This is a genomic window from Halomonas sp. SIMBA_159, from assembly GCF_046536035.1.
Lineage (GTDB): Bacteria > Pseudomonadota > Gammaproteobacteria > Pseudomonadales > Halomonadaceae > Vreelandella > Vreelandella venusta_A.
This window is the reverse complement of the sequence record NZ_JAWJBT010001604.1, coordinates 1-236: the sequence shown is the minus strand read 5'-3', so window position 1 is coordinate 236 and position 236 is coordinate 1. Positions and strand designations below refer to the sequence as shown.

Annotated in this window: 1 protein-coding gene; it reads right to left on the bottom strand. The window is 47.9% G+C overall.

Going from position 1 to position 236, the window contains the following annotated elements:
* The coding region (locus R0J87_RS24635) for a hypothetical protein (RefSeq protein WP_498889664.1) at nt 1-220 on the bottom strand (220 nt) is incomplete at its 3' end.
* Nucleotides 221-236: the final 16 nt, after the last annotated feature.

The following is a 236-nucleotide window of genomic DNA, read 5'->3' as shown; positions in this document are numbered from 1 at the left end:
CCTTTGACAACAAAGCACTCAAAATATATAAAAACAGCAATCCGTAAATTCCTGCGCCTACCCACATCCATATGGCAGGAATACTTTCCTCACCGTTTTCGACTAAGCGGTAGACGAGAAAGTGGGACAGTTCCCAAGGCGTAAATTTCAAGGCTGTGCGAACGGCCGAACGCATCAGGCCAACCGTTTTCCCATTGCTTCCGGCTACCTGAATCTTCATTTTCCGCTTGCCGAAG